Origin of the sequence: Amycolatopsis sp. NPDC051373 (assembly GCF_040689465.1) — a bacterium.
Taxonomy (GTDB): Bacteria; Actinomycetota; Actinomycetes; order Mycobacteriales; family Pseudonocardiaceae; genus Amycolatopsis.
In genome coordinates this window covers 287,666-303,847 of the sequence record NZ_JBFBAE010000013.1, presented here as the reverse complement: position 1 = coordinate 303,847, position 16,182 = coordinate 287,666, and the positions used below count along the sequence as shown (strand labels likewise).

Genomic DNA, 16,182 nt, shown 5'->3' with positions numbered 1-16,182 from the left:
TCCCGCCTTGACAACACGTCACCGGCCGTCAACACAATCCAGCTTCGGGGTGCACCCCCAACGCAACACGCCCCGCGAGGCCCGAGAACCCGCACCCAACGCAACACGCCCCGCGAGGCCCTCTTGTCTTGGCTGCAGAAGCTCACAACGGAAGACCCCATGCCTAGACCGGCCACCCACCGTGAGGTGATCCCCGCCGCACTCGACCAGGGAGGTCGCGACCACCCGGTTCACGCTGATCTAACGTCGAACCCCGAGTCGCCACCGAGGGCGGCCGCTCCCCGGGCGAGCTGGGCGGCGCCCCGCAGTGGCCGCCAGACTGGAGAAGCCGGGGGTGCAACCCCAGGCGCGTCGGCGGCGCGTCCGAACGAGTCAGGGCGTGTGGCGTGCCGAAGGTGTTCCGAATGGCCCGGCCGGCGTGGTTGTCGCCGAAGGTGGCGCGGGTGGAGGTGCTCGGCGGGCTCGTCGTGGCGCTCGCGCTGATCCCCGAGGCGATCTCGTTCTCGATCATCGCCGGCGTCGACCCGCGGGTGGGGCTGTGCGCGTCGTTCACGATGGCCGTGGTGATCTCGATCGTGGGTGGGCGCCCGGCGATGATCTCGGCCGCGACGGGGGCGATCGCGCTGGTCGTGGCACCGCTGGCGCGTGAGTACGGGTTCGGCTACCTCATCGCGACGGTGATCCTCGGTGGTCTGATCCAGATCCTGCTCGGCGCGCTCGGCGTGGCCAAGCTGATGCGGTTCGTGCCGCGCAGCGTGATGGTCGGGTTCGTCAACGCGCTGGCCATCCTGATCTTTCTGGCGCAGCTGCCATCGCTGATCGACGTGCCGTGGCCGGTCTACCCGCTCTTCGCCGGCGGCCTGCTGCTCATGGTCTTCCTGCCCCGGCTCACCAAGGTCGTCCCGGCGCCGCTGATCTCGATCGTCGTCCTCACCACGCTCACGATCGGCGCCGGCATCACCGTGCCGACCGTCGGCGACAAGGGCGCGCTGCCGTCCTCGTTGCCCGTGCCCGGAGTGCCCGACGTGCCGTTCACGATGAACACCCTCACCTTGCTCGCGCCGTACGCGATCGCGTTCGCGCTGGTCGGGCTGATGGAGTCGATGATGACGGCCCAGCTCGTCGACGACATCACCGACACCCGGTCGAGCAAGACCCGTGAGGCCATCGGCCAGGGCATCGCCAACGTCGTCACCGGCATCTTCGGCGGCATGGGCGGCTGCGCGATGATCGGGCAGACCATGATCAACGTCAAAACCGCCGGCTCCCGCACGCGCCTGTCGACGTTCCTGGCCGGCACGTTCCTGATCATCCTGTGCATCGTCTTCGGCCCGCTCGTCTCGCGGATCCCGATGGCCGCGCTCGTGGCCGTGATGGTGCTCGTCGCGTTCGGCACGTTCGACTGGCACAGCATCGCCCCGGCCACGCTCAAACGGATGCCCGCCGGCGAGATCACGGTCATGGTGATCACCGTCGCCGTCGTGGTGGCCACCAGCAACCTCGCGATCGGCGTGGTCGTCGGCACGATCACCGCGATGGTCATCTTCGCGCGCCGCGTCGCGCGGCTGCTCGACGTGACCGCCGCCGTGGACCCTGACGGCAACCAGGTCGTCTACGCGGTCACCGGCGAGCTGTTCTTCGCCTCCAGCAACGACCTCGTCTCCCGCTTCGACTACGCCGGCGACCCCGCCCACGTCGTCCTCGACCTCACCGACGCCCACATCTGGGACGCCTCCACCGTCGCCGCGCTCGACGCCATCACCACGAAGTACGCCGCCCGCGGCAAAACCGTCGAGATCGTCGGACTCAACTCCCCGAGCGCCCGCATGCACGGCCGGCTCACCGGAGAGCTCACGGCACACTAGAGCACCGAGCGCGCGAACTCGATCAACGTGCGCGCGGCGGGACCGCTCGGACCGTCGGCCCGCCACGCCAACGCGAGCTGACCACGCAGCCGCGGTCGCAGCTGCAGCATGTGCAGCTCGGCGGCGTAGTACCGCGCAAGGGATTCCGGCACGATCGCCACGCCGAGACCGCGCATCGCCAGCTGTGCCAGCACGTTCGGGTCGCTGGCCTCGATCGTCACGCGCGGGTGGACCCCCGCCGTCGCGAAGCCGCGGTCGAGGACACCGCGCACGCCGGTGCCCTTCGGCAGGCAGATCAGGCCGCGGCCGGCCAGGTCGGCGAACGTGACCTCCGAACGTGCGGCCAGATCGTCGGACACAGCGGTGACGGCGACGACGGCCTCGTCGAGCACGACCTGCGCGGCGAGGCCCGCGGGCACGCCGTCGGCGAGGCCGATCACGGCGACGTCGAGGCGGCCTTCGCGCAGCGCTTCGACCATCACGTCGGAGTTGGCCTCGCCCAGGGTGATCTCAACCCCCGGGTAGCGCTCGGCGAAGCCGGCGAGGAAATCGGGCAGCGCGACCGGTCCCGCCGACGTCACGATCCCCATCGCCACCTGCCCGCGGACCAGACCCTCGTGCTCGGCCACGGTCTCGCGCACGGCGGCCACCGCGGCGAGCGCGGCGCGCGCGTGCGGCAACGCGGCGGCGCCAACGTCGGTGAGCCGCACCGCGCGCGCCGACCGGTCGAACAACGGCTGCCCCAGCTCGCGTTCCAGGCGCCGGATCTGCGCACTGACGCCGGGCTGCGCGACGTGCATCCGGGCCGCGGCGCGCGTGAAGTTGGCTTCTTCGGCGACGGCCACGAAGTACTCGAGCTGGTGCAGTTCCATAAGTTCTGATTCTAGCTCTGGGAAGTACTATCTCTTGGACTTCTCGAAAGTCACGAGCCACGCTGGAGTCATGCAGACCTTCACCCCTGGCCAGGACGGCTACCGCGAGGAAATCGCCGGTTTCCAGACCGGCATCGAGTCGGCGCCGAAGCTGGTCGTCGTCGCCACCACGGCCGATGACGTCGCCGGGGCCGTGCGCCACGCCGCGGCCCGCGACCTCGCCGTGGCGGTCCAGGCGACCGGCCACGGCCTGCGCGCCCCGGCCGACGGGGTGCTGATCTCGACGCGCCGCATGACCAACGTCGAGATCGACCCGGTCAGCGCCGTCGCCCGGGTCGAGGCCGGCACCACCTGGGGCAAGGTGCTCGAGGCCGCCGCCGAACACGGGCTCGCGCCGCTCAGCGGTTCGGCGCCCGGCGTCGGAGCCGTCGGCTACACGCTCGGCGGCGGCTTCAGCCTGCTCGGGCGCCGCTACGGCCTCGCCGCCGACCACGTGCGCTCCGCCGAAGTCGTGACCGCCGAGGGCACGATCGAACGCACCACCGACCTCGGCGACGGCGTGATCACCGCACTGGAGTTCCGCCTCGTCCCCGTGACCAGCCTGTACGGCGGCGGCCTCTACTTCGACACCCCGAAGCTGCCCGAGGTCCTGCACACCTGGCGCGACTGGACCGCCGACCTCCCCGACACGCTCACCACGTCACTCGCCCTGATCCCCTACCCGGACCTGCCGATGGTTCGGGAACCGTTGCGTGGCAAGCACATCGCCCACGTCCGCGTCGCCCACCTCGGCGACGACGGCCCGCGGCTCGTCGCACCTCTGCGCGCGCTGGGACCGCTCGTGGACACGCTCAAGACCATGCCGTTCACCGACTCCGGCTCCATCGCCGCCGAGCCGCCGCATCCCCACGCGTACCTCGGCGACAACCGCGTGATCGCGCATCTGCCCGACACCACGATCGACGCGATCCTCGAGCACGCCGGCCCTGGCGCGCCCGTGCCGACCGTGCTGATCGTCGACCTCCTCGGTGGCGCCTACGTCCATGCGAAGGCCCCGGACTTCAATCCCGACTCGCGCTACACGATCCGCGCTCTGTCCGTTTTGGACGAATCCGGACCGGACCCGGTGCGCGCGGCCCACGCCAAATTGTTCGCCCCGCTCACCGCGACAGGCCGGTTGCGCAGTTTCGTGTACGGGCAGCCGCTCTCCTAAGTCGATCTCAAGTTTTCATCGGAGATCTCGACGCCCGCCGCGCGCTGAGTAGATTTGCGCCAGGCCAGTCGAATTCTGGGGGCTGGCACTACTGGGAAGGTTCACCGCGAATGGGTACTCAGGATTCTTCGCGCCGTTTTTCCCGACTCGCCGCGGTCGTCGCGGCGACCGCGGTCGCCGGCGGCATGCTGCTCACCGGCGCCACGGCCGAGGCGGCACCGCAGTCGGCCAACGCGTGTTCGGGCTCCCACCAGGCGGGGGGCGCGCCGCAGGTCTGGAGCAAGGCGTCACACTCGGGCTGCAGCGTGTTCGGTTCGCCGGGCCGCAAGCAGGGCTACAGCTTCACCGTGACGAACAACCAGACCGCCTGCGTGCAGGGCTGGGGATTCGACTCGGCGCACCCGAAGGGCGGCTGGTTCGACATCGGCTGTGGCGTTTCCGGGCACATGACCGTGCCGTGGGGGAATGTTCTGGGCGAACCGCAGGTGCGCGTGAAGAGCGTTTCCATCCTGCCGACACTGCTCGACTGGTACAACTGATTTCCTGAAACCGCGGCCGGCGAATTCATTTCCCCGATTGAATTCGCCGGCCGTTTCTTTCACTCCTCACCCCGGCGGTTGCCCTTTCTCCACTCGCACCGCACGCCCGCCAACGCCTGACCACAATTGGGCGTTTTGTGCGGTTTCGGGGCACTTGATGCGGTCTCGTGGGACCGTCTGCCCTCAACCGTCGGCCGCCTGCCAGTGATCGCTCCGCAGGTGTTCACGTGGCGTTGGTGTCGGCTGGATTGGATCGACGGTCGACACCACCCCCGCGTGAGGAGTTTTGCCTTGTCCGCCGACCCCACCACCCCCACCCCCGAGCCCGACTCCGGCACCACCCGCCGCCGGTTCCTGCAGGGCGCGGGCGTCGCCGCCGGAGCGCTGATGTTCGGCGGGATCGCCGACGCGGGCACCGCGAACGCCGCCACCCTGGGCAGCAACGGCCTGCCCCGGGGGTTCAAAGGCGATCTGTCCGACCTGAGACACGTCGTGATCCTGATGCAGGAGAACCGCTCGCTCGACCACTACTTCGGCACGTTCCCCGGCGTGCGCGGCTTCAACGACAAGCAGGCGCTGAAGTTCCAGGACGGCACCAGCGTCTTCCAGCAGAAGGACAAGACCGGCGCCATCGTGACGCCGAAGGTCGACGACGGCATGTGGGGCAACGACCACGGTGCCTGGGGCGACGTCGCGCACCGCAGCTGGGACCAGTGGGTGCAGCACAACGGTGCCAGCTGCATGAACTACCACAGCGACGGCTACATGAGCTTCTACCACTCGGTGGCGGCCCAGTACACGATCGCCGACCAGAACTTCTGCTCCGAGTTCGGCCCGACCGACCCGAACCGCAAGTACCTGTGGAGCGGCACGTCCAACACCGAGACCGGCAACACGGACGAGTCGAACTACAGCCGCCCGTGGATCACCGTGCCCGAGCAGCTGCAGCAGGCCGGCATCGACTGGCGCCTCTACTCCGACAACAGCGGCAACGGCCGCCAGGGCTACCTCAGCTCGTGGATCGGCGACTACGGCGACAACGAGCTCAAGTACTTCAAGGGTTTCGAACCCAATGGCCTGAGCCCGCTGGACCCGAAGCTGCAGCCGGGCACCGGCCTGATCTGGCGCGGCAACGCCACCTACTACGCCGGCAAGACCACGCCGGACGACGACTCCGACGCCAACCTGCAGGCCGTCCTCAAGGACTTCCGTGACGCCTGCCGGCCGGGCGCCGAGCACCCGCTGCCGGCCGTCTCCTGGCTCGTGGCGCCCTACGGCTGGTCCGAGCACCCGGACGCCGACACGCTGCACGGCGAGCGCTACGTCCAGGAGGTGCTCGCGATCCTGCAGAGCAACCCCGACATCTGGAACCACACGCTCTTCATCCTCAACTACGACGAGAACGACGGGAAGTTCGACCACGTGCTCCCGCCGTGGCCCGAGGCCGGCACCGCGGGCGAGTACACCGGCTCGTACCCGCTCGGCTTCGGCCCGCGCGTGCCGATGCTGCTCGTCTCGCCGTGGTCGCGCGGTGGCTACGTCGCCTCGGAGGTCTTCGACCACACGTCGACGATCAAGTTCCTGGAGAAGTGGGCGGCGCACCTCGGCAAGCCGTTCACCTGCCCCAACATCAGCGACTGGCGCCGCTCGATCGCCGGTGACCTGACGAGCGCGCTCGACTTCGCCCACCCGCAGACCGGACCGGCGACGTTCGCGGACGCGGCGGCCGAGCAGCCGGTGAAGGTCGCGGCCGGCCACATGAAGCCGCGGCCGCTGAGCTTCCAGCCGCACGCCACCCTCACGCAGGACCACAAGGGCAAGGTCACCGCGAAGATGACGCTGGCCGGCGGCGACAAGGGCAAGGCGGTGAGCTTCCAGGTCTTCCCGGACAAGCTCAAGCCGTTCACGAGCACGCCGTTCACGGTCACCGAGCGCAAGTCGCAGTCCTACACCTGGGACACCTCCGCCACCGGCGGCGAGTACGCGTTCTCGATCTACTCGAACGACGGCTTCGTGCGCTCGTTCGCGGGCAAGATCACCGCGTCCGGGCACGACCCGCGAGTGGACGCCGACCTGCTGCAGCCGACGCTGCTGGTGCGTGAGCAGCACGTGCGCTTCACGCTGCACAACGACAACCTGCTCAAGCCGATGCACTACAAGCTGACCGCGAACGACTTCAGCGGTGGGACCAAGACCGTCACGGTGCTCGGCCTGCTGCCGGCGGTCGTGAACTGGCCGACCGAAAACGGCTACTACGACGTGGTCATCACGGTCGAGGGCGACTCGACGTGGCAGCAGCGCTACGCCGGCCGGATCGGCGAGGACTGCTGACCCTGGTCACCGACGGCGGCCGGTGGATCCTTCACGGGTCCGCCGGCCGTCAGCGTTTGTTCCGGCGGACGCGGTCGTGCCAGGAGTGGTCGCTGCTCTGGTAACGGGCGAGCTCGGCGGCGTGAAAATCGCGGCGCGTCTCCCTGAGCGCGTCCCAGCCGTCTTCGGCCGCGCGACGGCCGCGTCGGCGGGCCCGGAGGTCGAGGGCGGCGGCGACGCCGATCACCACGAGCACAGCCCCGACCAGGATCACCAACAGCGTCACAGCCCCCACCACCCAGAGCAATCGCAGGTCACGGGCGCGAACCCGCCGCGCGGGTGCCCGTGATCGTCCACCTATACTCCCACCGCAGCCAGGCGATTGGGGTCGATTTCTTGCGAACGATGAGCCATGACGAGTACCTCGGCATGCGCAGGTTCCCCGGCCTCGACGGTCTGCGCGCCATCGCCGCCACGATCGTCGTGTTCTTCCACTTCGCCGGGCCGAAGTTCGCGTGGCCGTCGGGCTGGGTGGGCGTCTACATCTTCTTCGTGCTGTCGGGGTTCCTGATCACGACGCTGCTGCTGCGCGAGCAGGACCGCACCGGGCGCATCTCGCTGAGCGGCTTCTACGTGCGGCGCGTGTTCCGGATCCTGCCGCCGTACTTGGTGATCCTCGGCGGGATCATCGCGTTCGTGCTGCTGCGCGGCGAGTTCCTCACGCGCGACTTCCCCCACGCGCTGAAGTACTACCTGACCTTCCTCAACGAGTTCTTCCCCGGCTCGCACGGCAACGGCTCCGACAACTTCTTCTCCGGCTCGTGGACGCTGGGCATCGAGGAGAAGTTCTACCTGGTGTGGCCGTTCCTGCTGGTCGCGATCGGCATCGGCGCCGCGCGGCGCAAGCTCGCCCTGGTGCTCGCCGCGATGGCCGTGCTGCTCGCGCTCGTGCCGCTGACCACGGGCGGCTGGCTGCTCGACTTCTCGCCGACGGCCGTCTACCGCTCGAGCATCCACTACGCCATCCTGCTCGGCGGCTGCCTGCTCGCGATCCTGCTGCACTACCGGCGCGGCTTCGCCGCGCTGCGGCCGTTCACGCACCCGCTGGCCGCGATCCCGATCGTCGCCGGGTTCCTCGTGCTGCACGCCAACCTCGACCCGCTCTGGCGCGAGACGCGGCAGAACCTGCTGGTGCTGCTCGCGTACGCGGCGCTCACCATGTTGCTGCTGATCGTGCTGCTGTCACCGGGCCCCGCCCGCTGGCTGCTTTCGACGGCGCCGATGCGATTCGTCGGCGAGCGGTCGTATTCGCTGTACCTGCTGCAGGGCCCGGTGCACTTCGTGGTGGTCCAGGCCGTACCGGCGCTGGGTCACAACCGGCTGATCACGGCCGTGACGGTGTTCCTGGTCGACCTCGCGATCGCCGACCTGATTCACCGCTGGGTCGAACAGCCGATGATCGCGACCGGCAAACGGCTGCTCACGCGCCGGCAGGCCCGCAAAGCCGCACGGGCCGCGGTTCCTGCCGACGCGACGCCGGTGCCGGCTCGCGTTTGAGCGGTTCGGGCGTGCTCAGCGCTCCAGCACGAAGACCGGGATCAGGCGCGTGGTCTTCTTCTCGTAGTCGGCGAACCCGGGCATGTGCTTGACCATGCCGGCGTAGAGGCGGTCGCGCTCGGCGCGGTCCTCGATCAGCTTGGCCGTGGCGTCGAACTTCTCGGTGCCGATCTCCAGCGTGACCTTCGGGTTGGCCACGAGGTTGTGGTACCAGTCCGGGTTGGTGTCCGCGCCGCCCTTGGACGCGGCGATGACGTAACGGCCGTCGCCGTCGGTGGTGTAGACCAGGGGCGCAACGCGCTGCGTGCCGCTCTTCGCGCCGGTGTGGGTCACCAGGATCATGTTCGCGCCCTCGAACATCCCGCCGACCTTGCCCTCGTTGGCGCGGAACTCGTCGATGATCTGCTGGTTCCAGTCCGACATGGGGTGGTGTCCCTCCAGTTTGGTTTTGCGAGCAAACTTACTTTGTTTGCAAAACTGATGTCAACGCGAGGTACCCTCTTGCGCGACAAGGTGTTTTGCGTGGTTCTGGTCGAAGGAGCGGGATGACCACCGGACCGAGCCTCGAGGATGGCGTGCGCGAGCTGCTGCTGCTCATGCCCCGCCTGGCCGGCCGCGGCAAGCGCGCCCCGGTGCCACCCGAGCTCGCGGACCTGTCGCTCGCGCCGCGCCACCTGTGCCTGCTGTCCATCTTGTTGTTCGACGGCCCCATGACCGTCACCGAGCTCGCCGGCCGCCTCGAGATCGCCCCCACCACCGCCAGCCTCATGATCGGCGACCTCTCGCGCCAGGGCGTGCTCGCCCGCGCCGAGGACCCGGCCGACCGCCGCCGCACGATCGTCAGCATCAGCCCTTCGCAGCGCGCCGCCGTGGACGCCTGGCTGGCCCCGGGGGCGCGGGCTTGGGAGCGGGCGCTGGCGCCGTTGTCGCCGGGTGAGCGGGCATTGGTGATCGATACGTTGAAGGCCTATTCGTCGGAGTTCACCGGCGAGTGCTGCTGAGGGCTCCTTCGGCGAGGGCTTTGGCGTGCGCTTCTCCGGGGCACGCGTGAGGGCCGGTTCCGAAGGGGAAGTCCTTGAGATCGACGGTGACTTCGGCTCCGTCGACCCAGCGGCGGGTGCTGGGGACGGGTGGGGTTCTGTTCGCGATCAGGCCCTCGGTGGCCGCGGCCTGGACCAGTAGCGCGACGTTGGCTGCGGTGCGTTCGTCGGGTTGGCCGAGTGCTGTGACCAGCCTCTTGCATGCTTCGTCGGCCTCCGCGCTCTGGGGGAAGTGGGGCTGGTAAGCCTTCGCCACTTTGTCGACATCGGCCGGGTCGACCTCGAACCCCAGCACCTCGGCGAGCGTCGCGACCGGACCTTGGCGGGGTTTCTCCGCTGCCGCTTTTCGCAGCGCTTCCGGCTCGGCCCTGGCGAGCTCATCGATGACCAGCTTGCGCCGCCTGGCGTGGTCCTCGCCGCTGCTGAACCTGGCGACCATCGCACGCAACCAGGCCACGTTCACCTCGAGCGGGGGCACGGGCGCTTCGGTGAGGAGCTCACGGGAATCCATGCCTACGACGGTAGGGCCGGAAACCGTCGGCGCAGGCCGAAGTGTTGTGCCGCCGGCCCCTCGCCGAGGCAGCCCCCGCCCTCCCTGAGGGGCGTCGGCAAAGTCTTGTGTGTTGTCGAGGGGTGGACGCCGAGCGGGGTGAGGGCTCGGGTGGGTGCGAGTTGGGTGGTGCGGCGTTCGGTGCGGCCGTGGCCACAGTCGGTGGTGATGTGGGCGGGGATCTCGTGCCAGGGCAAGGTCTGGAGCAGCCCGTGGAGGCGGTGCTGGTCTTCTTCGACGATGAACACGTAGTCGGGGCCACGGGCATGCAGGTAGTGGGCATGGTCGGTGGTGGTGCGGGGCATCGGCGGTGACGACCTTCCGGCCAGATCACTGTTGCCCAGAAGCCGTGGAAACCAGGTGATTTCGCTGCTGCCGGCCGGGACCTGGCGTTGCCCGACAACCGTTGCCCGCTCGTCGACTCGAGTAAACGCCGCACGCCCCGCCGATGCCGCAGGTCCGGCACCATGGCCAGGTGTTTACGCAGACCGTGGCAGCCCTACAACCAGGGCCACACGACTTTGCCAGCCCCCGCCCTCCCTGAGGGGGCGTCCCCATGTCCATTTTACCGGCCGCCACCGACGAAACCGGCGGAAAGCGCTGGTAGGAGCCGAGTTGTCCACAACTGCGGGTGGCTGTGGACAACCAGCGACGGGGCGGCGAACCGCCGCGGGGGAAGCCCGCGGTGCCACACCCGCCAGTCACCTCAAAAAGCCAGCCACGCCGCCTGCGGCCCCTCACACCGGTGCGGCCGTGGCGCATCGTGCTGGTACCACCAAGCCTCGCTCACCCGCCCGTTCGGCAGCGTGTACCGAGGCGGCCCCGCCGCCCGACGCATCCCCGCGGCCTCCAGGGACCGCCCGCTCGCCACGTTCCCCACCTCGGCCCCCGCCCGAACCCGCGGCAGCCCGAGATGCGAGTGCGCCAGCACCAACCCCGCCGTGAACAGATCGCGTCCCAGCCCGCGCCCCCGATACGCCGGCGAGAGGTATCCACCCGTCTCCGGACCGCCGTTCTCCCCGGCGTGCACGCTGACCAGCCCGGCGCAGCGGTTCTCCCGCAGGTCGATGGCCACGATGTCGACGGACTGCGGATCCGGATAGGTCCAAGCCGGCCCGGTGCCGGGCGTCACACGGAGGGCTTCGGACCGAAGGGGCTCGGCGATGACCGAGTCCGCGAGCCAGCCGAGCCACCGCTGAGCGGCCGGATCGCTGCCGGAGGCCACCGCGGCGGCGTACTCCCAGGCCGTGGGGGTGCGGAAGAGGAACCGGCCGAGTGCGAACGCGTGACCCCTGCGGTCGCAGGTGCGTTTCGCCATGAGCCGGCCTCGGCGGGTCAACCGGCCGAACAGCGGTGCTTCACCCAGGTTCACCATCGCGGGCCAAATGGTACCCGCAGTCACGGCCCGCGGTTGTTATGGTGACCAGGTGACGGCCGTACCGGAGTCAACCGAGCTCGACGCCGGGCGTGCCGCCCAGCCTCGGCAGCTGATCGTGTCCGTATACGGCTTCTACCACCGCATCGAGGGTGGCTGGCTGTCCGTGGCGTCGCTCATCGACCTGCTCGCGGCGCTCGGCGTCGACGAGCCGGCGGTGCGCTCGTCGATCTCGCGACTCAAGCGCCGGAGCATTCTCGACGCCGTGCGGCGCGACGGGACGGCCGGCTACGAGCTGTCGGACACCGCGCTGGCGATCCTGCGCGAGGGCGACGACCGCATCTTCCGCCGCGACCGCGCGACGCTGGCCGACGGCTGGCTGCTCGCCGTGTTCTCCGTGCCCGAGACCGAGCGCCACAAGCGCCACGTCCTGCGCACGCAGCTGGCGCGGCTCGGGTTCGGCACGGCGTCGTCCGGCGTGTGGATCGCGCCCGCGCACCTGCACCAGGTCACGGCCGAGGCGCTGACCCGCCTGGGCCTCGCGAGTTACGCCGACCTGTTCCGCGCCGAACACCTGGCGTTCGGAAACGCACAGGACAAGGTGCGCGAGTGGTGGGATCTCGACCAGCTCGACGAGCTGTACACGGCGTTCCTCGACGAGCACGCCCCCGTGCTCGACCGCTGGAAGCGCCGCCGCACAGTGCCCGGCGACGAGGCGTTCGCCGACTACGTGCGCGTGCTCACCGGGTGGCGCCGCATGCCCTACCTCGACCCGGGCCTGCCAGCCGAGCTGCTGCCCGCCGACTGGTCCGGCATCCGCGCGGCCGAGGTGTTCTTCGCGCTCCACGAACGCCTGGAAGCGCCGGCCCGTGAGTACCTGCTGCAGGTCCTCAGCGGCTGAGCACCGCGAACCCCTGCACCTCCACCAGCGCCTCGACGTCCCACAGCCGGCTCACGCCGATGCCCGCCATCGCCGGGTACTCGGTGCCGGCGAGGGTCTTCCACACCTTGCCGATCTCGCGCGCGTGGGCCTTGTAGTCGTCCACGTCGACGATGTAGATGGTCACGCTGCACAGGTCGGCGGGCTCGCCGCCGGCCGCGCGCAGGGCCGTGAGCAGGTTGCCCAGCGCCTGGGAGAACTGCTCGACCACGCCGTCGCCGACGATCTTGCCCTCGGCGTCGAGAGCGGTCTGTCCGGCGAGGAACACGAGCTGTCCGGTTGCGGACACGGCGTGAGAGAAACCGGACGGGCGGCCCAGCTCGGGCGGGTTGATGCGCTCCATGTCGCGGAAGCCTAGCTCATGTATCGCATTCTTGACGATCGTATGTCAGACGACATATCCTTGCTCTCGTGCGGATATCGGTTCTCGGCGGCGGCCCGGCGGGCCTGTACTTCGCCGCCCTCGCGAAACAGCTCGGGCCAGGCCACGAGATCACGGTGTGGGAACGCAACGCGCCGGACGACACCTTCGGGTTCGGCGTGGTGTTCTCCGACGAGACGCTCGGCGGCATCGAACACGCCGACGCGCAGGTCCACGAGGCCATGAGCCGCGAGTTCGCGCGCTGGGACGACATCGACGTGCACTATCGCGGCGAGGTCCACACGTCCGGCGGCCACGGGTTCGCCGCGATGAGCCGCAAGCGCCTGCTCGCGATCCTGCAGGAACGCTGCCGTGAGCTTGGCGTCGACCTGCGCTTCCGCACCGAGGCGCCCGACCCGGAGCAGCTCTCGCGCGACTACGACCTCGTGATCGCCTCCGACGGCGTCAACTCGGGCGTGCGCCGGCGGTTCGCCGACTCATTCCGCCCGACGATCGAGACGCGCCGCTGCCGCTACATCTGGCTCGGCACCGACCTCGTCTTCGACGCCTTCAAGTTCCACGTGCTCGACACGCCGCACGGGATCATGCAGATCCACGGCTACCCCTACGGCCGCGACGGCAGCACGTTCATCCTCGAGCTGCACGAGGACGTGTGGCAGCAGGCGTTCGCGCCGATCGCCGCCACCGATCTCGGGCCGGGCGAGAGCGACGAGAAGTCCATCGAGCTGATCCGCGAGCTGTGCGCCGACGTCCTCGGCGACCACCACGTGCTGGCCAACAACTCGAAGTGGAACACCTTCGGCACCGTCCGCTGCGAAAGCTGGGTGCACGACAACGTGGTGCTGCTCGGCGACGCCGCCCACACCGCCCACTTCTCCATCGGCTCCGGCACGAAGCTGGCGATGGAAGACGCGCTGGCGCTGGTGGCGTGCCTGCACGAGCAGGACACCGTGCCCGAGGCGCTGGCGGCGTACGAGGCCGAGCGCAAGCCGGTCGTCGAGTCGACGCAGCGCGCGGCGCAGGCGAGCCTGGAGTGGTTCGAGAACCTCGCGCAGTACACGCACCAGGAGCCGGAGCAGTTCGCGTTCAACCTGCTCACGCGCAGCCGCCGCGTCACCTACGACAACCTGAAGCTGCGCGACCCGGAGTTCGCCACGGAGCTCGACGAGTGGTTCGCGCGCTCGCTGGGCACGACACCCGCGCCGCCGATGTTCCAGCCCGTGCGCATCGGTGAGCTGGAGCTGCCCAACCGCGTGATCGTGTCGCCGATGGACATGTACGTGGCCGTCGACGGCGTGCCCGGCGAGTTCCACCTCGTGCACCTGGGCGGCAAGGCGCTCGGCGGTGCCGGCCTGGTGATGACGGAGATGATCTGCGTGTCACCCGAGGCGCGGATCACGCCGGGCTGCCCCGGGCTGTACAACGACGAGCAGGAGCAGGCCTGGAAACGCATCGTCGACTTCGTGCACGGCAGCACGCCGGCGAAAATCGGCCTGCAGCTGGGCCATTCCGGACGCAAGGGCTCCACGAAGCTCATGTGGGAGGGCATGGACGACCCGTTGCCGGAGGGCAACTGGGAGGTCTGCGGGCCGTCGCCGTTGCCGTACCGGCCGGACAGCCAGACGCCACGTGAGCTGAGCGTCGAGGAGCTGGCGGAAATCCGTGAGCAGTTCGTGGCGTCGGCGCGCTCGGCGGCGCGGGCCGGATTCGACCTGCTGGAGCTGCACTGTGCGCACGGGTATCTGTTGTCGTCGTTCATCTCACCGCTCACGAACCAGCGAACGGATGAGTACGGCGGCTCGCTGGAGAACCGGCTGCGGTACCCGCTCGAGGTGTTCGACGCCGTGCGCGAGGTGTGGCCGGCCGAGCGGCCCATGACGGTGCGCATCTCGGCCAGCGACTGGTACGACGGCGGGATCGAGGCCGACGAGGCCGTCGCCATCGCGACGGCGTTCGCCGAGCACGGGGCCGCCGCGGTCGACGTGTCGACCGGGCAGGTGGTGAGCGAGGAGAAGCCGAAGTTCGGCCGCAGCTACCAGACGCCGTACGCCGACCGGATCCGCAACGAGGTGGGGCTCAAGTACGGCATCGCCGTGATCGCCGTCGGCGCGATCTCCTCGTACGACGACATGAACGCGCTCATCCTCGCCGGCCGCGCCGACCTGTGCGCGCTGGGGCGGACACACCTCTACGATCCACAGTGGACGTTGCACGCGGCGGCGGAGCAGGACTACGTGATGCCGTGGCCGAAGCCGTGGGCGGCCGGGAAGCGCCGGCCACAGACGGGCCGCACCGACGGGCCGGAGCCACGGCTGGAACTCGTACGCACCGGTGGGCACCAGACCGCGCACGCCCGCTGGCGACCGGAAAGGGATCGATGAACGCCTTCGCACTGACGCCGGACCAGCAGGCTTTCACTGCTTCCGTTCGCACCATCGCCACGGAACAGCTGCGACCGCTCGCCGAGGCCGGCGAGGAAGGCGCGGTGAACCGGCCGCTGCTCAAGGCGATGGGCTCGCAGGGTCTGCTGGCCCGGCTGTTCCCCGGCGTCTCGGCGGGTAACCCGACGCGCCAGGCCGCGGCGTTCGACCTGTGCCTGCTGCGCGAAGCGCTGGCAACCGTGAACACTGAGGCCGAGACGGCGCTCGCGTTGCAGGGACTGGGAAGTTACCCCGTCCTGCAGTCCGGAAAGGACGAACAGGTCGCGCGCTGGCTGCCGGCCGTGGCGGCGGGTGACGCGGTGGCGGCGTTCGCGCTGACCGAGCCCGACGCCGGTTCCGACGCGGCCGCCCTGCAGCTGGCGGCCGAGCCCGACGGCGACGGCTGGCGTCTCACCGGACAGAAGATGTGGATCTCCAACGCTCCCGAGGCCGACTTCTACACCGTCTTCGCGCGCACGACGCCGGATGCCGGCTCGCGGGGTGTGAGCGCGTTCGTCGTGCCGGGCGACCGCGCGGGCCTGTCCGGTGAGCACCTCGACCTGGTCAGCCCGCACCCGATCGGCACGCTGGAGTTCGACGGCGTGCGCGTGCACCGCGACGAGCTGCTGGGCGAGGAGAACCGCGGCTTCGCCGTCGCGATGCGGACGCTGGATCTGTTCCGGCCGAGCGTCGGGGCGTTCGCGGTGGGGATGGCGCAGGCCGCTCTCGACGCCACCGTGGAATACACGGGCTCGCGCATTGCTTTCGGTGGGCCGCTGGCGAAGCAGCAGACCGTGGCGCACAAGCTCGCGGACATGGCGACGCGGACGGAAGCGGCGCGGCTGTTGGTCTACGCCGCGGCTGCCGCGTACGACGCGGGCGAGACCGGCCTGGCCGGTCGCGCGGCGATGGCGAAGCTGTTCGCGACGGAGTCGGCGCAGTACGTCGTGGATTCCGCGGTGCAGCTGCACGGCGCGCGGGCGTTGCGGCGGGGGCACCTGCTGGAGCACCTCTACCGGGAGGTCCGGGCGCCGCGGATCTACGAAGGCGCGTCGGAGATCCAGCGGACGATCATCGCGCGGTGGCTGCGCTCCTGAAGTTTCCGCTCAGCGCGATACC

At 69.7% G+C, this 16,182-nt stretch carries 16 protein-coding genes; 9 read left to right on the top strand and 7 right to left on the bottom strand.

Annotated elements, in window-relative coordinates:
* The first annotated feature begins 404 nt into the window (after window positions 1-404).
* Window positions 405-1,865 carry a SulP family inorganic anion transporter gene (locus AB0383_RS25910; RefSeq protein ID WP_364180514.1) on the top strand — a complete coding sequence of 487 codons (1,461 nt, stop codon included), beginning with the start codon at window positions 405-407 and terminating at the stop codon, window positions 1,863-1,865.
* Here AB0383_RS25910 and AB0383_RS25905 read toward each other — a convergent pair.
* Window positions 1,862-2,737, bottom strand: a complete 876-nt coding sequence (locus AB0383_RS25905) for a LysR family transcriptional regulator (protein ID WP_366188759.1) — start codon at window positions 2,735-2,737, stop codon at window positions 1,862-1,864. The two genes, AB0383_RS25910 and AB0383_RS25905, sit on opposite strands and share 4 nt — an antisense overlap.
* Window positions 2,738-2,807: 70 nt before the next feature.
* On the opposite strand from AB0383_RS25905, the gene AB0383_RS25900 reads away from it, so the two are divergent.
* The 3 genes from AB0383_RS25900 to AB0383_RS25890 all read left to right on the top strand — a co-directional run bounded on the left by AB0383_RS25900 (window position 2,808) and on the right by AB0383_RS25890 (window position 6,820).
* Window positions 2,808-3,950 carry an FAD-binding oxidoreductase gene (locus tag AB0383_RS25900; RefSeq protein WP_366188758.1) on the top strand — a complete coding sequence of 381 codons (1,143 nt, stop codon included), beginning with the start codon at window positions 2,808-2,810 and terminating at the stop codon, window positions 3,948-3,950.
* 110 nt (window positions 3,951-4,060) lie between these two features.
* On the top strand, window positions 4,061-4,489 hold the full coding sequence (locus AB0383_RS25895; RefSeq protein WP_366188757.1) for a hypothetical protein: 429 nt from the start codon (window positions 4,061-4,063) through the stop codon (window positions 4,487-4,489).
* 291 nt (window positions 4,490-4,780) lie between these two features.
* Complete coding sequence (locus tag AB0383_RS25890; protein ID WP_366188756.1) at window positions 4,781-6,820, top strand: alkaline phosphatase family protein; 2,040 nt, start codon at window positions 4,781-4,783, stop codon at window positions 6,818-6,820.
* A gap of 49 nt (window positions 6,821-6,869) precedes the next feature.
* On the opposite strand, the gene AB0383_RS25885 is transcribed toward AB0383_RS25890, so the two are convergent.
* The gene (locus tag AB0383_RS25885; protein ID WP_364180505.1) at window positions 6,870-7,085 is read right to left on the bottom strand and encodes a hypothetical protein; all 216 of its coding nucleotides are present in this window, start codon (window positions 7,083-7,085) and stop codon (window positions 6,870-6,872) included.
* Between the two features lie 119 nt (window positions 7,086-7,204).
* On the opposite strand from AB0383_RS25885, the gene AB0383_RS25880 reads away from it, so the two are divergent.
* On the top strand, window positions 7,205-8,356 hold the full coding sequence (locus AB0383_RS25880) for an acyltransferase (protein WP_366188755.1): 1,152 nt from the start codon (window positions 7,205-7,207) through the stop codon (window positions 8,354-8,356).
* 15 nt (window positions 8,357-8,371) lie between these two features.
* On the opposite strand, the gene AB0383_RS25875 is transcribed toward AB0383_RS25880, so the two are convergent.
* The gene (locus AB0383_RS25875) at window positions 8,372-8,779 is read right to left on the bottom strand and encodes a nitroreductase family deazaflavin-dependent oxidoreductase (protein ID WP_366188754.1); all 408 of its coding nucleotides are present in this window, start codon (window positions 8,777-8,779) and stop codon (window positions 8,372-8,374) included.
* 122 nt (window positions 8,780-8,901) lie between these two features.
* Between AB0383_RS25875 and AB0383_RS25870 the strand changes: the two genes are divergently transcribed.
* Complete coding sequence (locus AB0383_RS25870) at window positions 8,902-9,357, top strand: MarR family winged helix-turn-helix transcriptional regulator (RefSeq protein WP_366188753.1); 456 nt, start codon at window positions 8,902-8,904, stop codon at window positions 9,355-9,357.
* On the opposite strand, the gene AB0383_RS25865 is transcribed toward AB0383_RS25870, so the two are convergent.
* The 3 genes from AB0383_RS25865 to AB0383_RS25855 all read right to left on the bottom strand — a co-directional run bounded on the left by AB0383_RS25865 (window position 9,338) and on the right by AB0383_RS25855 (window position 11,321).
* Window positions 9,338-9,907 (bottom strand): oxidoreductase, encoded by a 570-nt coding sequence (locus AB0383_RS25865; RefSeq protein WP_366188752.1) that lies wholly within the window; start codon window positions 9,905-9,907, stop codon window positions 9,338-9,340. The two genes, AB0383_RS25870 and AB0383_RS25865, sit on opposite strands and share 20 nt — an antisense overlap.
* 2 nt (window positions 9,908-9,909) lie before the next feature.
* On the bottom strand, window positions 9,910-10,251 hold the full coding sequence (locus AB0383_RS25860; RefSeq protein WP_366188751.1) for a hypothetical protein: 342 nt from the start codon (window positions 10,249-10,251) through the stop codon (window positions 9,910-9,912).
* 401 nt (window positions 10,252-10,652) lie between these two features.
* Window positions 10,653-11,321 carry a GNAT family N-acetyltransferase gene (locus AB0383_RS25855; protein WP_364180497.1) on the bottom strand — a complete coding sequence of 223 codons (669 nt, stop codon included), beginning with the start codon at window positions 11,319-11,321 and terminating at the stop codon, window positions 10,653-10,655.
* Window positions 11,322-11,373: 52 nt separating this feature from the next.
* On the opposite strand from AB0383_RS25855, the gene AB0383_RS25850 reads away from it, so the two are divergent.
* The gene (locus tag AB0383_RS25850; RefSeq protein WP_220244509.1) at window positions 11,374-12,222 is read left to right on the top strand and encodes a PaaX family transcriptional regulator C-terminal domain-containing protein; all 849 of its coding nucleotides are present in this window, start codon (window positions 11,374-11,376) and stop codon (window positions 12,220-12,222) included.
* Here the strand turns inward: AB0383_RS25850 and AB0383_RS25845 are convergent.
* Complete coding sequence (locus AB0383_RS25845; protein ID WP_366188750.1) at window positions 12,212-12,604, bottom strand: RidA family protein; 393 nt, start codon at window positions 12,602-12,604, stop codon at window positions 12,212-12,214. The two genes, AB0383_RS25850 and AB0383_RS25845, sit on opposite strands and share 11 nt — an antisense overlap.
* 68 nt (window positions 12,605-12,672) lie before the next feature.
* Between AB0383_RS25845 and AB0383_RS25840 the strand changes: the two genes are divergently transcribed.
* Together AB0383_RS25840 and AB0383_RS25835 are read left to right on the top strand one after the other, a co-directional pair.
* Window positions 12,673-15,024 carry a bifunctional salicylyl-CoA 5-hydroxylase/oxidoreductase gene (locus tag AB0383_RS25840; RefSeq protein WP_366188749.1) on the top strand — a complete coding sequence of 784 codons (2,352 nt, stop codon included), beginning with the start codon at window positions 12,673-12,675 and terminating at the stop codon, window positions 15,022-15,024.
* On the top strand, window positions 15,021-16,160 hold the full coding sequence (locus AB0383_RS25835; protein WP_366188748.1) for an acyl-CoA dehydrogenase family protein: 1,140 nt from the start codon (window positions 15,021-15,023) through the stop codon (window positions 16,158-16,160). The genes AB0383_RS25840 and AB0383_RS25835 overlap by 4 nt, the downstream gene beginning before the upstream one ends.
* The last annotated feature ends 22 nt before the right edge of the window (window positions 16,161-16,182 follow it).